15 protein-coding genes are annotated in these 18258 nt (G+C 57.8%); 8 read left to right on the forward strand and 7 right to left on the reverse strand.

The annotated features are described in order from the left end of the window. The first annotated feature begins 251 nt into the window (after positions 1-251). From NB063_RS30615 to NB063_RS30630, 4 genes are all read left to right on the forward strand, one after another. Complete coding sequence (locus tag NB063_RS30615; RefSeq protein ID WP_250933377.1) at positions 252-1274, forward strand: class I SAM-dependent methyltransferase; 1023 nt, start codon at positions 252-254, stop codon at positions 1272-1274. Between the two features lie 505 nt (positions 1275-1779). After that, complete coding sequence (locus tag NB063_RS30620) at positions 1780-3810, forward strand: CotH kinase family protein (RefSeq protein WP_250933379.1); 2031 nt, start codon at positions 1780-1782, stop codon at positions 3808-3810. Beyond that, a complete protein-coding gene (locus NB063_RS30625; protein ID WP_250933382.1) occupies positions 3807-4649 on the forward strand; it encodes a polyphosphate polymerase domain-containing protein in 843 nt (280 codons plus the stop codon). The genes NB063_RS30620 and NB063_RS30625 overlap by 4 nt, the downstream gene beginning before the upstream one ends. Further along, positions 4642-5319 (forward strand): DUF4956 domain-containing protein, encoded by a 678-nt coding sequence (locus tag NB063_RS30630; RefSeq protein WP_250933384.1) that lies wholly within the window; start codon positions 4642-4644, stop codon positions 5317-5319. Before NB063_RS30625 ends, NB063_RS30630 begins: the two co-directional genes overlap by 8 nt. A 186-nt stretch (positions 5320-5505) precedes the next feature. Here NB063_RS30630 and NB063_RS30635 read toward each other — a convergent pair whose 3' ends face one another. Continuing rightward, positions 5506-6213, reverse strand: coding sequence for a YceH family protein (locus tag NB063_RS30635; RefSeq protein ID WP_250933386.1), 708 nt, complete (start codon positions 6211-6213; stop codon positions 5506-5508). 190 nt (positions 6214-6403) lie between these two features. Here NB063_RS30635 and NB063_RS30640 point away from each other — a divergent pair, with 190 nt between their 5' ends. Then, positions 6404-8779, forward strand: a complete 2376-nt coding sequence (locus NB063_RS30640; RefSeq protein ID WP_250933388.1) for an AMP-binding protein — start codon at positions 6404-6406, stop codon at positions 8777-8779. A 270-nt stretch (positions 8780-9049) separates the two neighbouring features. Here NB063_RS30640 and NB063_RS30645 read toward each other — a convergent pair whose 3' ends face one another. The 5 genes from NB063_RS30645 to ubiE all read right to left on the reverse strand — a co-directional run bounded on the left by NB063_RS30645 (position 9050) and on the right by ubiE (position 13906). Beyond that, entirely contained in the window at positions 9050-10027 is a 978-nt protein-coding gene (locus tag NB063_RS30645; RefSeq protein ID WP_250933390.1) for a DUF1559 family PulG-like putative transporter, read from the reverse strand. Positions 10028-10203: 176 nt separating this feature from the next. Continuing rightward, complete coding sequence (mqnE, locus tag NB063_RS30650) at positions 10204-11361, reverse strand: aminofutalosine synthase MqnE (RefSeq protein WP_250933393.1); 1158 nt, start codon at positions 11359-11361, stop codon at positions 10204-10206. A 72-nt stretch (positions 11362-11433) separates the two neighbouring features. Further along, a complete protein-coding gene (locus NB063_RS30655) occupies positions 11434-12390 on the reverse strand; it encodes a UbiA-like polyprenyltransferase (protein ID WP_250933394.1) in 957 nt (318 codons plus the stop codon). Further along, the gene (locus NB063_RS30660) at positions 12387-13055 is read right to left on the reverse strand and encodes a UbiX family flavin prenyltransferase (protein ID WP_250933395.1); all 669 of its coding nucleotides are present in this window, start codon (positions 13053-13055) and stop codon (positions 12387-12389) included. The genes NB063_RS30655 and NB063_RS30660 overlap by 4 nt, the downstream gene beginning before the upstream one ends. Further along, positions 13052-13906 carry a bifunctional demethylmenaquinone methyltransferase/2-methoxy-6-polyprenyl-1,4-benzoquinol methylase UbiE gene (gene ubiE / locus NB063_RS30665; RefSeq protein WP_322975340.1) on the reverse strand — a complete coding sequence of 285 codons (855 nt, stop codon included), beginning with the start codon at positions 13904-13906 and terminating at the stop codon, positions 13052-13054. Before ubiE ends, NB063_RS30660 begins: the two co-directional genes overlap by 4 nt. Before the next feature lie 114 nt (positions 13907-14020). On the opposite strand from ubiE, the gene NB063_RS30670 reads away from it, so the two are divergent. Continuing rightward, complete coding sequence (locus NB063_RS30670; protein ID WP_250933399.1) at positions 14021-14728, forward strand: HAD family hydrolase; 708 nt, start codon at positions 14021-14023, stop codon at positions 14726-14728. 34 nt (positions 14729-14762) lie between these two features. Here NB063_RS30670 and gatA read toward each other — a convergent pair whose 3' ends face one another. Then, the gene (gatA, locus tag NB063_RS30675) at positions 14763-16268 is read right to left on the reverse strand and encodes an Asp-tRNA(Asn)/Glu-tRNA(Gln) amidotransferase subunit GatA (RefSeq protein ID WP_250933401.1); all 1506 of its coding nucleotides are present in this window, start codon (positions 16266-16268) and stop codon (positions 14763-14765) included. A 195-nt stretch (positions 16269-16463) separates the two neighbouring features. On the opposite strand from gatA, the gene NB063_RS30680 reads away from it, so the two are divergent. Together NB063_RS30680 and NB063_RS30685 are read left to right on the forward strand one after the other, a co-directional pair. Further along, complete coding sequence (locus NB063_RS30680) at positions 16464-17663, forward strand: GDSL-type esterase/lipase family protein (protein WP_250933403.1); 1200 nt, start codon at positions 16464-16466, stop codon at positions 17661-17663. Positions 17664-17713: 50 nt separating this feature from the next. After that, positions 17714-18253 (forward strand): hypothetical protein, encoded by a 540-nt coding sequence (locus tag NB063_RS30685; RefSeq protein WP_250933406.1) that lies wholly within the window; start codon positions 17714-17716, stop codon positions 18251-18253. Positions 18254-18258: the final 5 nt, after the last annotated feature.

Below are 18258 nucleotides of genomic sequence, written 5' to 3' on the forward strand. Positions count from 1 at the left end.
GCTCCTTGGTCCGGCCTACGCCGAACCAATCACGATCGGCGGAATTGTCGTTATACCCAATCACTTCTGCCTACCTGACGCCCCATTCGGTGACGAATAACACTTGGTGTTTTTTCGCCCAGGGGAAAGACGCGGGAATGAATTCCTGGTACTCCGAATGACTGAACTTGAAAGTTCGATCGGGTTTGTTTTCCTCGCGATCAGACTATGCTTACTCGTGGATCGAATGCTTTCTCCACGTTTGGTTTTCAATGAGTTCTCATTTCTCGTATCTTTCGTTTGCCCGAGACGCGATGGTCTACGGTCCATCCTATGGGTTGATCAACCAGCTCACGCGGATCTCCACGCCTCTTGATCCAGAGGCGGTCTGGGACGCGACCAATCGGGTTTACCATCCGACGATCGAGTGGTTCCGCAAGAATTATCCACCCGCGTTCATGCGGAAGCTGTTGATGTGGCGGAAGATGCGTCAAGCGCATGCCAAAGGGATCACGCAGCACTACGACGTGTCGAACGATTTCTACAAAATCATGCTCGACAAGAAATACATGTTCTACAGTTGCGCCGATTTTCTTCGGGAGGAAGACACACTCGAAGACGCACAAACGAACAAGGCCAACGCGATTCTGGATCTACTCCAGCCGAAAGCTGGGGAACGCATTCTCGAACTTGGTAGCGGATGGGGCGCGATGCTCCGTGTCATCCGTGACAGAACCGGTGATTCTGAGAATCTTTATGGGTACACGCTTTCGAACGAGCAATACGAGCACAATCAAGCAACCGATGGCTTTAACGTGGAGTTAAACGATTTCATCACCTGCGAATATCCGACCGAGAAATTTGACGCGATCTACTCCATCGGGGCGTGGGAACACGTCCGTCCTCATGAGATCGATCCGCTGCTCAAGAAACTTCATCGAGCCCTCGTGCCCGGCGGCCGCATGGTGAAGCATTTTTTCTGCTTGCCGACAGACCACCCGCCTGTCTCAACGCTGACCGCGCAGCTTTGCTTTCCGGGATCCCAACTCGCTTCGCATCACTTTCACGTTCAAGCTTTTGAACGAGCGGGATTTCGCATTGTGCGGCAGACCGTGAGCGACTACCGCCCCACCATCAAGGCGTGGTTTGACAACTTGGTCACCAACCAGGACGCGGCGATCGAGGCGGGTGGCATTTATCATTACAACCGCTATCTGACATTCTGCGCGATGTGGTATCGGTTCTTCCAAGACGGCGAAGCCAACTTGTTCCGATTCCAACTCGTGAAGCGCTGAAGCGGTTTAGCCGGACGGGGGCACGTGCCGGCAGACGTATTAGAGGTTTCGCCGCTCAAGGTGCTCAGTCGCTCCGGGGCTCCGAAAGCGGGTAACGCCGGCGATTTTCGGTCTCGGGGGACATTGATTTCATTACCGCAGGATTTCGAAAGTAGCGGAACGGCGCGAGCCGTCCGGTGACTCGGGACCGGACGGCTCGCACCGTTCCGCTAAAAAAAGCACTAAAACTATCAACGTTCCGAGAGACCGAGCTACGTGGATCGTGGCGTCGTCCAGCAAATACTTTTTCAGCGTTCAAAGGCTGTGGGGGACCTGACGGCTCGCGCCGTTCCGCTAAGTCGTTTAGCGACACACGATTTTCTGGGCGGAAATTCGATTTCATAAATTTTTTATTTTCTGCGGCGGATCTCGCGGGTGGGGGCAACTGGATCATTAGCAGGACGAGCGGCCTACGCTGCTCCCGGACTGCTGAACACCCATCACCTACCCCAGCGAGACGCTATCGATGTTGTACCGAGCTAGTTTGTTTGTCGTTCTTTTGGGCGTCGCGGCCTTCGCGACCCTGTCTTTGGCCCAACCTCCCGGGATGGAAGAACAAGACCGAGAAATACTCGACCAATTTGATACCGACAAAAACGGCTGGCTCAACGACGCCGAACGTGAACAAGCCCGCGAGTTCGTCAAGGAAAACCCGGCCCAACGGGGCGGCCCCGGTGGCGGTGGCCCTGGCTTTGGTGGACCCGGCGGTGGCGGACCCGGCGGTGGCGGACCCGGCGGTGGCGGACCCGGCGGACCGGGATTCGGCCCACCTTCAGGATTTGGCCCACCCCCAGAATTTGATCCGTCGGGCGGCCCGGATCGTTTTGAGCGTGGTGAACGCGGTGGACGCAATGAACGCGGCGGACGGGGCGGCGATCGTCCCGAAGGTGACCGCGGTCCAGATCGCCGTGGGGGTGATTTTGATCGTGGCGGCTTCGATCGCGGTGGCGAACCGGGCCGCGACGGCGGTGGACGACGTGGAGGCGGCATGGGAGGACGTGGCCAAGGTGGCAACCGCCCTCCAACCTCTCCAGGCATCGAAATCGACAAATCTTCGGTCGAACCGTTGGACGCCGACCTGTATGACCCCACCGCGTTACGAACAATTTTCATTGACTTCGCAAACCCCGATTGGGAATCCGAACTCGAGGACTTTCACGGTACCGATGTGGACGTCGCTGCCACGGTGACGGTCGACGGCGTCGAGTACCCCAACTGCGGAATTCACTTCCGTGGCAAGTCTTCCTACGGCATGGTGCCCGCCGGATACAAACGGTCGCTCAACGTGTCGATGGACATGGCCGACGAAGATCAAAGTCTCCTCGGTTACAAAACGCTCAACCTCCTTAATGGATCGAGTGACGAATCGATGATGAGCACCGTGCTCTACTCCCACATCGCTCGTCAGTACACTCCCGCCCCCAAAGCCAACTTTGTTCGCGTCGTGATCAACGGCGAGTACTGGGGCGTGTACTCCAACACCCAACAGTTCAACAAGGAATTCCTCAAAGAGAACTACGGCAGCAGCAAAGGCGCCCGTTGGAAAGTCAGTGGCTCGCCTCGTGGCGGCGGTGGACTCGATTATCGGGGCGACGATCCGGCGAACTATCAATATCCCTATGAGCAAAAATCGGGAGGCAAAAAGTCACTCGCCAAACTGATCGAACTGTGCCGCATCCTCGATCAATCACCCACCGAGGAACTGCCCGCAGCTCTCGAACCGATCGTTGATATGGATGAACTGTTGTGGTTCTTGGCACTCGACAACGGCTTGATCAACTCTGACGGCTACTGGATCCGAGCGAGCGACTACAGCATCTACTTGGACGACAATGACGTCTTCCACTTCCTCCCTCACGACATGAACGAAGCGTTCCGTGCCGCTGGCGGTCCTGGCGGCGGCGGTCCTGGCGGTGGACGGGGAGGCCCAGGTGGTGGACGCGGAATGGGCGGTCCCGGCATGGGTGGCCCAGGAATGGGCGGTCCAGGCATGGGTGGCCCAGGAATGGGTGGTCCTGACATGCGAGGCCCTGAGAGGGGAGGCCCTGATGACGTCGCTGGCCGCGGTGGTCGAGGCGGAATGCGTGGACCATCGCAAGGTGGCCCACCCCAAGGCGGTCAAGCGATGGAAGCGGGTTCGGCTCTCGAGTTGGATCCATTGATCGGCCTCAACGACGCGAGCAAGCCCTTGCGGAGCAAAGTATTGGCGGTGCCGAAGTATCGCGAGCAATACCTCAGCAACCTTCGTCAACTCGCCGACGAATCGCTCGACTGGACCAAGATCGGCCCCTTCGTCCAACAACAAGCATCGTTGATCGACGAAGCCGTCAAAACGGAGACAAGAAAGCTTGGAAGTTATGAAGCATTCGTTGCCGCGACATCGGAAACGCATGCATCGACCGAAAATGCGGAACCTCGCGGTGGCCACGGAGCGATGAATCTGAAAGAGTTTGCAGATGGCCGTCGTGCGTATCTCTTAAAGGCGACAAAGAAATGACCAATACTGATCCATCACTCCGCCGAGTTGAAATGAAGTTCATGCTCGATGAATCCCTGTCATCTCAAGTCAGAGACTGGGCCATCGATCACCTCGGCATCGACGAAAATTGTGACGAGGGGAACAGCTACGACATCAACAGCCTGTACCTCGACACACCAGAACTCGACCTTTATCACCGCACCGGCGTCATCGGCAAAGCGAAGCACCGCATCCGGCGATACGGTCGCGACCAGATGTTGGTGCTCGAATCCAAGCGGAAGAAGAACATGGTCGTGCGAAAGAACCGCACGGCGGTTTTCGAATCCGACCTGACTCCTCGGCTGATGAGTCGATCAAGCGATAGGGTCAGCCAAATCGCCGATTCAGCAACAACCGAGGAAACCGTCGCTGAGACAGAGGACGTTTGGTGCGGTGATTGGTTCATGCGACGTCTCGTCAAACGCAATCTCGCGCCCGCGGTGCAAATCGCCTACCGCCGATTCGCTCGCACGTCAATGATCGACGGTGAGAACCTGCGTTTGACAATCGACAGTAACTTGACGGCCGCTCCGGCCGACAATTGGAACGTGGCTGGTAAGCACGACGATTTCCTCGAGGGTGATCGCAATGCGTTCCGATCGATCGGCAATTTTGAAATTCTCGAACTGAAGTTCCAAAATAGCATGCCGCATTTGTTTAAAGAATTGCTGCGGACGTTTCCGATCCCCGGCACCAACTTTTCCAAGTATCGAACCGCGATCGGTCAGCGAATCACACCGACTCATCGGTCATTCGTGGCTGCCACGGTCCCTCGGTTCCAAACGTCGCAAACCATGGAGTTTGCTACCGATGCCTGATTGGATTACGAACGTCACGACGACGCAGGTGGATCCGGTGTTGTCGGTCTTGGTCACACGCCTCGTATTGGCGTGGTTTTGTGGCTGCGTCGTCGCTTGGCTGGCGAGTCGGCAACGGCCCGCCGGGGCGCCCGACACGCTGACGTTGACTTTGATTTTGATGAGCATCCTGATTGCGATGGCGACGCAAATCATTGGCGACAACATCGCGCGGGCATTCAGCCTGGTTGGCGCCCTTTCGATCGTCCGGTTTCGAACGGCGGTTCCTGAAACGCGAGATGTGGCGTTCGTGTTAGCCGCCGTCGTTGTCGGCATGGCCGTCGGGGCCGGTCAGTATTGGGTCTCCGGCATCGGTTTGGTCGTCGTCGGAATGGCAACCCAAATCAACCGTACCGATGCAGCCAAGCCGAACAAACGCACCAACGAAAAAACCGCCAACCGGTGGCGTCTGACGTTGGTGGTCGGGCTCAGTGCCACGAGCGGTTGGGAGGCCGAAATTGATCGGTTCACCGAGAGTCATCAGCTCATTTCGGCCGAAACGACGCGTCGGGGCGGTGCGATGGAATTGATCTATCGCATCAGTCCGACACCGGGGACGAACCCCGTCGAATTGATTGCAGCCCTCAACGCCCTGCCGACCGTCGAATCGGTTGCGACGAAAGAGTTCTAACCGCGTGGGACGTCGATTGTATTACTGAAGGATTTCACATGTAGCGGCACGGCACGAGCCGTCCGGTGACTCGGGACCGGACGGCTTGCGCCGTTCCGCTAAAAAAGGCACTAAAACAATCAACGTCCCTCGCAATTGATCAACGGGGCTGCATCGCCCCTTTCAATCCGCGACGCTCCCACGGTTTTACGACTCGAGGTCAGCGAGCTTGGCTTCGAGTGCTTCCAACCGGGCGGTAACATCGTCGAGCCGCTGCTGAATTTTGTCGATGCGGCCTTCGTTGGCGAGCGAACCGGCTCCTGCGGCCGGTGCCGACTTAGCCGACGATTCCTCCGACGCTTGCTTTTCGACCTTGGCCGCGAGGTGCTGGCGCTCGACCGGGGTGTAAAGACAATGGGCAAACGTTTGACCTCGTCCGGGCGGCGTGACCGCGAACACCAACCCTTTCTCGATCAGCGAGCCGACTTCCGCTTGCGCGGCGGTCAAGTCAACAAACGGGTGCATGCGGGAGGCACGCGTTCGAAGTTCGCCGAGAGTTTGCGGCCCGCGCAACAGCAACTCCGTCATGATCGCTGATCCGGGACTGTCGACGTTGAACCATTCGTAGGCCGCGTGCCGGTACTTGGTCACCCGACCGCTGCCTTGGATCTCGCGTACCGCTCCGGCCTCACGCAACTCGTCGAGCGCCCGCAAGGCGTCGCCTTCGTCCACATTCATTTTGGGATCGCGGTTCGACTTCTGGTTACACCCGGTGATGATCCCCGCGAGGCTGAGCGGGTAGGCGTCCGGTGTCGTTTTGGCTTTCTCGATCAACACACCGAGGCAACGCCGTGCGACGGCGGACAGCGGTTTGGCTTGAGAGGCGGATTCTTCGTTCGCGGATTCGTCGCTCATGATGGATAGACTGTCCTGTACGTGCATACGAGGGATTGGGGAGTCCGTATGGAGAATCCTAACATCTCGCCCCCGATTTCGGAGCCCCTGAGGCGAGAGGGCGAATTTCTCGGGGATCGAACGTATTTATTGCGCATCGACCTCTGCGCCGCGGGCACTAGATCGGTATCATCATGCGTTTTCGTGTCTCATGAAAACAAATGAAGACGATTGGGCAAGTAAGCTCCAATCGGTCGCCGAGTGCCTGGGAGTTTTGACGTTGAATCCTATCCTTTCCGCCGTGCTGATCATTGCGATCCTGATCGCGATCTTCGGATTTTTTGCTTGGCGTTATCCACGCCTCTTGGTACGCGCGATTTTTCGTCCGATTTTGGCGACATTTTACCGTGGCCGGGCGGTCGGCTTAGAAAACCTGCCCGCCGAGGGCGGCGTGATGCTGGTCAGCAATCACGTTTCTTGGATCGACGGGATTTTGATCCTGTGGCTGTTGCCTCGCAATGTCCGCTTCGTCGTCGACGGCGGAAATTTCGGATCGCGACTGGGCGACTACCTCGGACGTGCGTTTGACACGATCTACATGATGGGCGGCCCCAAGGCGATCGGCCGAGCGCTGCGTTCGGCCCGCGAAGCACTCAATAACGGGGACGTCGTCGGGATTTTTGCAGAAGGGACGATCACGCGGACCGGGCAACTGCAGGCGTTCAAACCGGGTATGACGAAGATTTTGCAAAAAACGACCGCGCAGGTCGTGCCTGTTTACCTGGAAGGACTTTGGGGCAGCATCTTCAGCTTCTCCGGCGGGCGGTTCTTCAAGAAATGGCCGAAACAGTTCCGACGGACCGTCACGCTCTACGTCGGCAAGCCGCTGCCGCCGGAAACCCCGATCTCGACGATCCGGACGCGGGTCCAAGAACTCGGATCCCAGGCACAAATCGACAACCGTCAACAATTCCCGATCCTGGCCCGACGCGTGCTGAAAGGATGGCGACGACGCGGCAAACGCCTGCAAGCAGCCGACACGCTCGGCGTGGAAGCGGGTGGGCGAACATTGTTGATCCGCACGTTGGCCCTGCGTCGGTGTCTCCGCCGTGAAGTTTTTACCAAAGACGAACAATTCGTGGGCGTGCTTTTGCCGCCAAGCGTCGGCGCCGTTGCCGTCAATGTCGCGCTCGCCGCAGACCGACGCGTCAGTGCGAACTTGAATTACACGGCAACCAGCGATGTGATGAATCACTGCATCCACAGCATCGGCGTCAAACACGTTTTGACGAGCGACCGATTCATGGAAAAATTGAATCTCGATCTGGATGCCGAAGTCGTTTCACTTGACGAATTAAAGAAGAAAGTCTCGACGCTCGACAAAGTCATCGCGGCGCTGCAGGCCACCGTGGTTCCCGCGTGGCTGCTCGACCGCATCCTCGGATTGCATCGAGTGAAAAGCGATGACTTGCTAACCGTGATTTTCACCAGCGGCTCAACCGGCATGCCCAAAGGTGTGTTGCTGTCCAACGCCAACGTCAGCCACAACGTGGATGCGGTCGGACGTGCGATCCGACTCGACCAAGAAGACGTTGTGATCGGTGTTCTGCCGTTTTTCCATTCGTTCGGATACGCGGTCACGTTGTGGGCCGCACAAACGCTCGGTCCCGCAGGCGTCTACCACTTCAATCCGCTGGATTCGAAACAGATCGGCAAACTCGCGGAGAAATACAAGGCAACCGTTCTCTTGGGAACACCCACGTTTTTACGCGGTTACCTTCGCCGCGTGACGGAAGAACAATTCAAGACGCTCGATGTTGTCGTGGTCGGCGCGGAAAAGATGCCGATGGATCTTTTCGATGCGTTCGAAAAGAAATTCGGGGTCCGACCAGTCGAAGGTTATGGGACCACAGAAATGAGCCCACTGGTCAGCGTGAACATTCCGATTTCACGATCGCTTGCGAAATACCAACCCGATCGCGTCGAAGGCAGCGTCGGTCGTCCATTCCCGGGCATCGCAACCAAAATCCTCTCACCCGATGATGGCACCGAAATGTCGACCGGCGAAGACGGATTGCTGATGGTCACGGGTCCCAACTTGATGCGTGGATACGCGGGCCAGGAAGAGTTGACAAAGAAGGCGGTCGTCAATGGCTGGTACAGCACCGGAGATATCGCCCACATCGATGCGGACGGATTCCTGCACATCACCGGTCGACTGAGCCGATTCTCCAAAATCGGTGGCGAAATGGTGCCGCACCTCAAAATCGAAGAAGAGATCTGCAAGGTCCTCTGCGAAGGCGACGAAGATGATCAGTTGCATGCTTGCGTCACGGCCGTTCCGGACGAAAAGAAAGGTGAACGGATCATCGTGTTGCACACGCCAACGACGCGAACCGTGGACGAAATGAGAGAAGGATTACGCGCTGCGGGGCTGCCGAACTTGTTCATCCCCGGCCACGATAGCTTCGTCCAAGTCGACGCGATCCCGATCCTCGGAACCGGCAAACTGGATCTCAAAGGCGCCAAAGACATGGCGCTGCAAGTGACCGCAAAACCGCAACCATCCGACTCCCACACTGATTGATCGGGCGACGGTAAATCGCATGCGTGATCGGAAGTGGCGTAGGAAAATAAAGTCGAACGAGGATTGGCGTGCGGGACGATCGCTTGGCGACGTTATCGCGACCAAGAATCGAGGCAAGACGAAAGCATTTTTGCGTAACGCGTAGGCTTTCGATACGTCGCTACGTTCGCCTGAACGTGGTCCACTACAACAAAGTCCACCGTCTGGCGACGGTGGCTACAACAAATTCCACCGTCTGGCGAGGGTGGCTACAACAAAGACGCAACGCTATTAGAACTGGCTCGCGTCGATGACTTCGTGCTGAGCACGCGATCCGATCGCATGTCGGACTTCGTCATTCATCGCTTCGTTGACAAACCGCACCGAACCGTCACACATCAAGATATGCAGCCCACCGGGGTGGTAGCTGCCAAGCGAAATTTCATCGCGCGCCGACGGGGCACCTTTGAGATTGAAGCCATATCGCAGCGACCCGAGCACCTCCGAAAAGTCCTGCCCGTTGCCAACGTCAATGTCCGGGTGATAGAGCGAGAAGTGATCGCAGATGCCACACTCATCAAATTCGATGTAACGCGTTTCCCCGACCATCGCGGTGTTGCTCAGCCCGTCGAGGATGTCGGCAAACGCCTTGCCACGTTGTTCCGGAACATTATCGCAGCGATCGGTAGCGTTTACGATGTGGCAAAAATCCGTCGCCAAGAAGACACCATCACCGCGGTCGAACCCGGTGGTGGTTGAGGTGGAATAGTTGTCCGAATCAACGTTGCCGCCACCAATCCCGAGATAACTGTTCAGAACCCGTCCGGGAATCTGGTCGATCGATTCACCGAACGCGATCGGGCCGTACTGCGACGGACAGCGAAACGTCATCACGGGTGTCTGGGCAAGCTGGCGAAACCGTTGGCTTTCGGGGAGTCCGCCGGTCGGGCCGCCGGGTTCGCCGTAGGGAACGATATCCGCCAGGGCGGTTTGTTCAATGAAGCCCAAGATATCGGTCGTCCAGCTCAACCCCCATCCGCCTTTGGCCCCCCACGGAATCCGTCGGTAGGTGGATTCGTAGTTGTGGAGGCCCAGCCCGATCTGTTTCAGGTTGTTCGAGCAATGGACCCGCCGGGCCGCCTCACGTGCCGCTTGAACAGCCGGCAGCAGCAGTCCGACCATCACACCGATGATGGCAATCACAACCAGCAGTTCGACCAGGGTAAACCCCGATCGCTCTGATTTCGGTGTGGGGATCGTCAAAGGCATGGGGGACCGGTCGGAGTGAGCGGGTGGGAACGCGTACCTATTTTCGCTCAAATGCATCCCCCGGGGAAGCGTTCATTCCCACGAAAAGCGATCAAATCCGACACCGAAACACGTAAACAAACGTTTCCGATTGGAAAAATAAGACTTCCGGCTGCCGGTCTTTTCTATCCGATCGATTAGACCGCAGTCAGTTCGGCGTCGACACTTTCGCCCGACCGCCACTGAGTGAAGTCGTTCGGATCGCGGATCACACGATTGTACGTCGTGTCTCGCTCGATCGGCTCCCGGCCCGCCTCGCGAATCAATTGTTGGATCTGTTCGACGGACAGGAACTCCGGTGTTTGAGCACCAGCGTCGTGGTAGATCAACTCGTGTCGAACGGTGCCGTCGAGATCGTCGGCTCCGTACGCCAGCGCCGCCTGAGCAGTCTCGATGCCGAGCATGATCCAATACGCTTTGATGTGCCGGACGTTGTCGAGCATCAACCGGCTGACCGCCACGGTTCGCAAATCCATCAACCCCGAGGGCTTCTTCAGGTCCGACAACTGCGTGTTTTCGGGGTGAAACGCCAGCGGGATGAAGACTTGGAAACCGCCCGTTTTATCTTGAAGTTCCCGCAATCGCATCAGGTGGTCGATCCGGTGGTACGCCTTTTCAACGTGCCCGTACAGCATCGTGCAATTGGTTTTCATGCCGATTTCATGAGCGGTTTTGTGGATCTCGATCCACGACGGCGTGTTGGCTTTGTGCTCGCACAACTGGTCACGAACCTCGGGGTGAAAAATCTCCGCGCCCCCGCCTGGCATGCTGCCTTGGCCCGCTTCCCGCATGTCTTCGAGCACCCATCGAAATGACTTTTTGGTTTGGAAACGAAACCAATCGATCTCAACCGCCGTCCAGGCTTTCAAGTGGATTTGCGGAAAGTTCTGCTTCAACATCGAAATTAGATCGCGATACCACTCGTATTTCCTCTGGTGGTGCAATCCGCCGACGATGTGCATTTCGGTGCAACCGTTGGCAGTCGCTTCGCGGCCGCGTTCCAGAATCTGTTCGTCGGTCATCGCATAACCGTTCGAATCCCGCAGGTCTTTGCGGAACGCACAGAACCGGCAACGGTACACGCACACGTTCGTCGGGTTGAGGTGCGTATTGATGTTGTAGTAGCCGACGTTCCCATTCATCCGCTCACGGACGTAATTGGCGAGTTCCCCGATCGCTTGGATCGAGACATCGGGTTCGTACAGGAACAAACCGTCTTGCAGGGACAATCGCTCTTCGGCCTCCACTTTGTCGCGGATTTCACGCAAGCGAGCACGAATATTGGAGTTGGACATGTGAGGTAAATAAGGTTGCAAGGAAACAGGTTGCAGTGGAACAAGGCGAGTAAAACGAGGTCGCGGTTGGCGTTATCCGCTCAGGCAATCGGCGACTCCCGCGACCAGCAACACGAGGCTGATGACCGCATTGGTTTGGAAAAAGGCGGCGTTCACACGGCTGAGGTCGTCTGGACGGACGAGCCAATGCTGGACCAAAACCAACACCGCTGTCAAGCCAACTGCGACGGCGAAAACCCAACCCAGCCCCGCCGGGGAACCGGCGAGCACGAGGGCGACGAGGAACCCGAGCATGACGACGTGCATCGCCGCAGCGATCCGCAACGCTCCAGCCACGCCGAACCGGCTCGGGACGCTGTGCAGCCCCGCGGCGCGGTCGAAATCGGCGTCTTGGCATGCGTACAGGATATCGAAGCCGGCAACCCAGAACGCGATCGAACCGGCCAACAACAACGGAATCGAGATGAATTCCCAGGAAGGCGAATCGCCACGAATCGCGATCCAAACGCAAATCGGCGACAGCGACAAGGCAACGCCGAGCCACAGGTGAGCCGACGCGGTAAACCGTTTGGCCAGCGAATAGCCCAGCAAGAACGCGAGCACGGGAACCGAACCGTAAAACGGAATGCGGTTGGGCAAGAACAACAACGTCGACGCGACAAATCCAACCGAACACGCGATCGTGAATGCCGCAACACCGCGACGCGACAGCACACCTGCGGGCAAGTGACGTGTTGCCGTCCGTGGGTTCTCGGCATCGATGTGGTGATCGACAAGACGATTAAACGCCATCGCCGCGCTGCGGGCCGTCACCATGCACAACAGCACTCCGATCATGTCGGTGATCCGTACCGGTGGGGTCGCACCATCGACCGAAGACATTGGTGTCGTCCACGCGAGAAACGCAGCAAGAACTGCAAAGGGCAATGCAAAGATCGTATGTGAGAACCGAATCAGCCCGAGCCAATCACGTACTGATGCGGTGCTGCGAGTCTTTGATTCATCGCCCGTCACATTCACCGTGGTCATGACGTCTCCTTCCAGCGAGAGATCAATGCGTTGTCGACGCCGATCTGGTCGAGTATCCGAGCAACGACAAAGTCCACCAAATCTTCCAGCCGCTGAACTCCGTGATACCACCCCGGCATCGCGGGCAAAATCACCGCCCCGGCCGCCGCGAGTCGATGCATGTTTTCGATCTGCAAGACACTCATCGGGGTCTCACGCGGCACGATCACGAGTTTACGATGTTCTTTCATGTGGACTTCGGCGGCACGTTGAATCAGGTTGGATGCTGCGGCGCGGGCGACGCCTGACAACGTGCTGCCGCTGCACGGACAAATCACCATCGCATCGGTCACAAACGAACCGCTCGCGATGGGTGTCATGTAGTCGTCGTGTTGATGAAAGTAGAATCGATCATCGCCTTTTTCACCGAGCGGTCTTTCGAGCTCGAAGGCCGGTTCGCTCGACCATTTGGGGACACAGGTAATTAATGCGTGCAGATCCGGACGCCGAATATCGAGCGTCAAGCCGAGTTCCTGGGCGATCACCGCCGCACCACTGGGGCTGATCGTCAGGTGGACCTCCACGTCACTCATTCGCAACGCCTGCAGCAACCGTACCGCGTACGGCGCACCACTGGCGCCGGTAATCGCGACAACGATCCGGCGGGGACGTTTATCGGACGTCACTGCGTCACCATCCTCATCGGCTGTTCCACCGGATCGGCTGCTCGCTGCGTGGCCGTTGAAGACTGCGGAGCGGCTGGTTTCTTCCCGATATAGATCGTGGCAACGCCAAGCGTGAGCGGTTGATACTCAACTTCCTCCAAACCGGCTTGCCGCAGTCGGTCCGCTAACGCTTCGCCGCACGGAAATTGGCCCACCGACGCCGGCAAATACTCGTATGCGGACTTATCGTTGCGAGCCAACATTTGGCCAACACGCGGCAACACCGAACGAAAATAGAAACCGTAAAGCTGTTTGAGAATCGGTAGCGTCGGCTGCGAAAACTCGAGCACCATGACTTGGCCGCCCGGGCGACACACCCGCACCATTTCACGGAGACCCTGATCGGTATCGACAATGTTTCGCAAACCAAACGCCACAGTCACGCACTGAAAACGATCGTTGGTAAACGGCAACTGCATCGAGTCGGCTTCGAAGAACGGAATCGTCGGCCGCCCCGCACCTCCGGCGGCGTCACGGACCCGCGAGTCCTCTTTGTCGCGAGCGATCTCCAACATCGCGTGACAAAAATCGCTGCCAATCACCTGCACGTCGCCGCCCGCCCGGTTGGCGATTTCGATCGCAAGGTCTCCGGTGCCGCAACACATGTCGAGGATCGGCGCGTCGCCTTGGATCGTCAGCCGATCGACCGCTTTGCGTCGCCACCACTTGTCGATATTCAGCGACAAGAGGTGGTTCATCGTGTCGTAGCGAGGAGCGATCTGGCGGAACATTTCCCGCACCCGCTGACCACTCTTGTCGAGCGGCTCGGTGGCCTTACGATGCCTGCCACCCGTTTGGTGCGAAGCGGACATATCACCATCGTGTGGTTTTTCGTCTCCTCGAGCCCTGACGTCTTCGCTGGGCTGTTCGTTTTGGCTGGGCTCTGGGACACTCATGGGCGTAACTGATCTGATTTCCACAGAAAATTGCTGGCTGGAACAATGCCGGCGGGGGCCGACGTGCGGGTTTTCTTATTTGATATCGACGGAACGTTGTTGACGACCAAAGGGGTCGGCAATTCCGCTCTCTCAATGGCGTTGCGGGAGGAGTTTGGCGTGTTGCTGCCCGACTGCGACGTGATGTTTTCCGGGCGAACCGACCGTAGTCTCATCATTGAATTGTTACAGCGGAACAACCTCGAACCGTCTGACGAACATTGCAATCGTTTGCGAGACCGCTACGTCAGTCTAATGGGCGGCCACCTTGCTCGTCAGGGCGGGATCGTTTTGCCGGGAATCCGGCGGCTTTTGACGGAATTGTTTCGCCGCGACGCACTCGAGCTTGCTGTCATGACCGGAAATTTCCCCGAGACGGCAACTCGGAAACTGGAACATTTTGATCTCCGACAGTGGTTTGCATGGATTGCCGGTGGCGACGCTCACGTCGATCGCGACGACCTTGCCCGCCGAACCGCCGCCATCGTCGCCCGGCGTCACGGCAACCGGGTCAAAGAAATGGTCGTCGTCGGAGACACTCCAGCGGACATCCGCTGTGGACACGCGATCGGTGCGAAAACGATCGCGGTCGCAACCGGTGAGTTTTCCATCGAAGCCCTCGCGGCCGAAAACCCGTCGCAAATGTTCCCCAACTTTTCGAAAACCGAAGAAGTCCTCGAGGCACTGATGCGGGACTGAACCGTATCAATGTCCTCGACTTAGACGGCACCAATCAGACAGCGACAAAGCCTTCTGGGCGGGCGCGGTGATGCGCCGTTGCGGACTGGAACGCGGCTCCGGCGGCGAGCAGTTTGCATTCTTGCATCACCGGTGCTTGCAATTGGATCCCGACCGGCAAACCGTCGTCATCAATTCCACCGGGTAGCGAAATCGCCGGCACGCCCGCGAGGTTTGCACCGACGGTGAACAAGTCGCATAAATACATCGCGATCGGATCGTCGATATTTTCACCCAACTTGAACGCCGGTGAAGGAGTCACGGGGCCAAGGATCAAATCGACGTTAGCAAACGCGGACGTGTAATCATTGCTGATCAAGCGACGCACCTTGAGGGCTTGGTTGTAATAGGCGTCGTAGTAACCTTCGCTCAATGCGTAGGTACCGACCATGATCCGCCGTTTGACTTCGCTGCCAAACCCGTCGGCGCGGCTGGCCCGATACATCGCTTCGAGCGGTTCGGTTTTCTCGAGCGAACTGCGGTTGTCACCGTTGGCACTGGCGGTATGTCGGTATCCATAGTGGGCACCATCGAAGCGTGACAAGTTACTGCTCGCCTCGCACGGCGCGATCACGTAATACGTTGGCACCCAATAAGGGCTGTGCTTGAGCGAGACTTCGACGATCTCAGCACCGAGATCACGGAAGACCTTTTCGGCTTCGGATACCGCGGTACGGATCGCGGGTGCGACGCCTTCTTGGTCGATCGATTCACGCAACACTCCGACGCGGACGCCTTTCATGTCGTGGTCTTTGATCGCAGCAAGATAGTCGGGCACCTCGTGGTCGACCGAAGTGCTGTCGGCGGGATCGTATCCAGCCATCGCTTGCAATCCGACGGCAACATCATCCACCGACCAACCGAGCGGTCCGGCTTGATCGAGGCTGCTCGCAAACGCGATCAAACCGTAACGGCTACAACGACCGTAGGTCGGCTTCAATCCGGTCAATCCACAGAACGCGGCGGGCTGACGGATCGAACCACCGGTATCGGTTCCGATCGACAACGGCACCGTTCCCGCGGCAACGGCAGCGGCGGCACCACCGCTGCTCCCGCCAGGTGTTCGGTCGGTATCCCAGGGGTTGCGGGTCTTGCCCATCGCGCTGGTCTCGGTCGACGCGCCCATGGCGAACTCGTCCATGTTCGTCTTGCCGATCACAATCGCACCGGCCTGTTTCAGCTTTGCCACGACGGTCGCGTCGTAGGGAGGCGTGAAATTGCTGAGCATTTTCGACGAACAGGTCGTTGGCATGTCCGACGTGCACAACACATCCTTGATCGCAACGGGCAGTCCGGCCAGCGGTGGCAATGGTCGCCCAGCTTTCCGATTCGCATCGACCGCGTCGGCGACACGCAATGCCCCGTCATACGAAACGTGCGTGTAGGCATTGTTGGTCGGTTCGGTGGCTCCGATCGCACGCAGCGCCGTTTCGGTGACTTCACGAGCGGTCGCGTCACCGGATTCCAACAAATCCAAAATCGTCGAGGTCGAGTCCAACATGTTCGATAAAATTCCGGGCGAATGAAAAAGATTCGGCGTCAAAGTCGCGTGCGGCCAGACCGAAGGTATCGAACAATGCGTTACCTATAAAGTAGGGCCGGACGGGACCGTCAATCGCTGCGTCCCCAACACACCCCGCCCCGCCGGTTCACACCCGAAAAACACGGGTAAAACCAACCATGCGATCTTGTTCACATGCCCGCATCGCGTCGTGCATCTCGCCGACGCCAGCAGACCAAACAGGGGCGGCACGCTGCTCACAATCTCCCGCGAGCGACCCATTCCCCCGCGGGCGACGCGGTCAGCCATAATCAGAACTGCGTTTGCACGACCGAAACACGCCACCCCGAGGCACCGATGCCGGATGACACCCCACCAGACGCGTCGACGCCAGCCGAACCGGCACAAGTCGAGCCGACTTCTGACCAACCGGCCGCCCACACGTCGACCACATCCTCACCGCGACAGATTCTGCGGATGCTTGTGATCAGTTCCGTGATCGCGTTCTCGCTGCTGTCATTTCCCAGCGTACTGCCGTGGATGATCGCGGGTTGGTTGATCGTTTATACGTTCCTCGCCGTCAGAGATCGCCCCGCTTGGGTTCCGCTGACAATCTGCCTCACGATATTGCTGATTCGTTTGGTCCCGCGGACACCCGCGATGCTGGCTCTCGGTGTCGTCTTCGCGGCTGTGGCGTGGATGCGATTTCGTGATCGTCACCAACCGACGATGCATGCGAAGTGGACGATCCCGCTCATTCTCGTTCCATGGTTTGCCTGGGGTGCGATGTATTGGGAACACCAATCAATCATCACGTGCAATCGCCCGCACTTCCAATTCTTTGACTCAAGTTCGCCGATCGTCTGCGTCGGCGACAGTCTCACCGATGGGATGCGACCGGATCTGGGGTATCCAGACGCGTTGGACAAGATGCTCGACAACCCGGTGATCAACGAAGGCTTTTCTGGGATTGCGACGAGGCAAGGTTTGGACTTGATGCCACGGGTACTCAAACACAAACCAGCGGTGGTGGTGATCGAACTCGGCGGTCATGATTTTTTGAAAGGACACAGCCGCGCGTCGACCAAAGCAAACCTGATCAAGATGATCGACGTGTGTCGCGAAAGCGGAGCCGAAGTCATCTTAATGGAGATCCCGCGCGGGTTCATGTTTGACCCGTTCGCTAGCCTCGAACGCGAGATCGCGTACGAAAAGGACGTCCAACTGATCGGCGACACGTGGCTTCGTGAGATCGTTTTAATGAGTCCGATCGCGCCGCCGGGAATGTGGCTGCCAGCGTCGGTTCGACTCAGCGATGATGGGATCCACAGCAACCCACGCGGCAGTCGCAAAATCGCCGAGCGGGTCGCCAAGGCGATCGCGATGCTAAAGTAACGTCGTCCCCAACCCAAACACACTCGCCGCTCACAACGAAGGGCTTTCTCATGCGAATCACGCTCGCTTCCTTTCTGGCCGCCATCGTGCTGTTCCTGTCCGGATTTTTGTGGTGGGGATTTCTGATGCCAATCGCCATGCCCGCCAAAGTCCTCCAGGACGATGCCTTGGCAGAACAAATTATCACGTCACTCACCGAACCGGGGCTCTACATCTATCCCGATTACACCTCACAGGAGCACGCCGCCACGTCGATGTTGTTCTATAACTCGGAGCCGCCGCCAATGCTGGCAATCATGGGGGCTGGTTTCTTGCACATGTTTGCTTCCGCGTTATTCATCAGCCTGGTCGTGTCACGGCTGGAGATCGCCTCCACGTCCGGCCGAATCGCGATGGTTTCGAGCTTCGGATGCTTCGTCGCGTGGTGGGCAAACGTCGGCCATCTGATTTGGTGGCGTCACCCATATTCGTGGACCGCATTCCACGTCGCATACGATATTTCTTCGTGGGTGCTCGCGGGGATCGTGATCGCGTTGATTGTCAAACCGGCCACGGCGATTTCCGACGTCGCCACCGAGCATGCGTCGTAGCGGTG

The organism is Aporhodopirellula aestuarii (genome assembly GCF_023701485.1).
Taxonomy (GTDB): Bacteria; Planctomycetota; Planctomycetia; order Pirellulales; family Pirellulaceae; genus Rhodopirellula; species Rhodopirellula aestuarii.

Excerpts from the sequence above, each read along its gene's own strand:
- NB063_RS30655 (WP_250933394.1), bottom strand. The coding sequence starts at position 12,390 with ATGACCACGGTGAATGTGACGGGCGATGAATCAAAGACTCGCAGCACC.
- NB063_RS30635 (WP_250933386.1), bottom strand. The coding sequence starts at position 6,213 with ATGAGCGACGAATCCGCGAACGAAGAATCCGCCTCTCAAGCCAAACCG.
- NB063_RS30645 (WP_250933390.1), bottom strand. The coding sequence starts at position 10,027 with ATGCCTTTGACGATCCCCACACCGAAATCAGAGCGATCGGGGTTTACC.
- NB063_RS30685 (WP_250933406.1), top strand. The coding sequence starts at position 17,714 with ATGCGAATCACGCTCGCTTCCTTTCTGGCCGCCATCGTGCTGTTCCTG.
- gatA (WP_250933401.1), bottom strand. The coding sequence starts at position 16,268 with ATGTTGGACTCGACCTCGACGATTTTGGATTTGTTGGAATCCGGTGAC.
- NB063_RS30625 (WP_250933382.1), top strand. The coding sequence starts at position 3,807 with ATGACCAATACTGATCCATCACTCCGCCGAGTTGAAATGAAGTTCATG.
- NB063_RS30680 (WP_250933403.1), top strand. The coding sequence starts at position 16,464 with ATGCCCGCATCGCGTCGTGCATCTCGCCGACGCCAGCAGACCAAACAG.
- NB063_RS30630 (WP_250933384.1), top strand. The coding sequence starts at position 4,642 with ATGCCTGATTGGATTACGAACGTCACGACGACGCAGGTGGATCCGGTG.
- NB063_RS30615 (WP_250933377.1), top strand. The coding sequence starts at position 252 with ATGAGTTCTCATTTCTCGTATCTTTCGTTTGCCCGAGACGCGATGGTC.
- NB063_RS30620 (WP_250933379.1), top strand. The coding sequence starts at position 1,780 with ATGTTGTACCGAGCTAGTTTGTTTGTCGTTCTTTTGGGCGTCGCGGCC.
- mqnE (WP_250933393.1), bottom strand. The coding sequence starts at position 11,361 with ATGTCCAACTCCAATATTCGTGCTCGCTTGCGTGAAATCCGCGACAAA.
- NB063_RS30640 (WP_250933388.1), top strand. The coding sequence starts at position 6,404 with ATGAAAACAAATGAAGACGATTGGGCAAGTAAGCTCCAATCGGTCGCC.
- ubiE (WP_322975340.1), bottom strand. The coding sequence starts at position 13,906 with ATGTCCGCTTCGCACCAAACGGGTGGCAGGCATCGTAAGGCCACCGAG.